General features: G+C 47.9%; 1 protein-coding gene. It reads left to right on the forward strand.

The genetic code is table 11. The annotated features are described in order from the left end of the window. The coding region (gene recR, locus R7Q48_RS31400; RefSeq protein ID WP_318134377.1) for a recombination mediator RecR at window positions 1-482 on the forward strand (482 nt) is incomplete at its 5' end. Window positions 483-509 lie beyond the last annotated feature (27 nt).

Below are 509 nucleotides of genomic sequence, written 5' to 3' on the forward strand. Positions count from 1 at the left end.
GTCTGCAACTGGCAGATGCGCTGAGTCAGTCAATGACCGAAATTGGTCACTGTGCTGAATGTCGAACTTTTACTGAAGAAGAAGTTTGCCACATTTGTACTAACCCAAAACGCCAAGAAAACGGCCAAATTTGTGTAGTAGAAAGCCCGGCAGATATCGCAGCAGTTGAAGCGACGGGTCAATACTCCGGTCGATACTTTGTGCTTATGGGGCATTTGTCTCCGCTTGATGGCATCGGTCCAAGTGATATTGGTTTAGACGTGCTTGATTATCGTCTACGTCGAGGTGATATTTCTGAAGTGATCCTTGCAACCAACCCAACGGTTGAGGGAGAAGCTACTGCTCACTATATTGCGGAGTTGTGCAGAGAGCACCAAGTCGAAGCTAGCCGTATCGCGCACGGTGTGCCTGTAGGTGGGGAGCTTGAGCTTGTAGATGGCACGACCTTGTCACACTCATTATTGGGTCGACATAAGATTTAATAAAAAGCCGCTGAATTCAGCGGCTTT

This window comes from Vibrio sp. 378 (genome assembly GCF_033339435.1).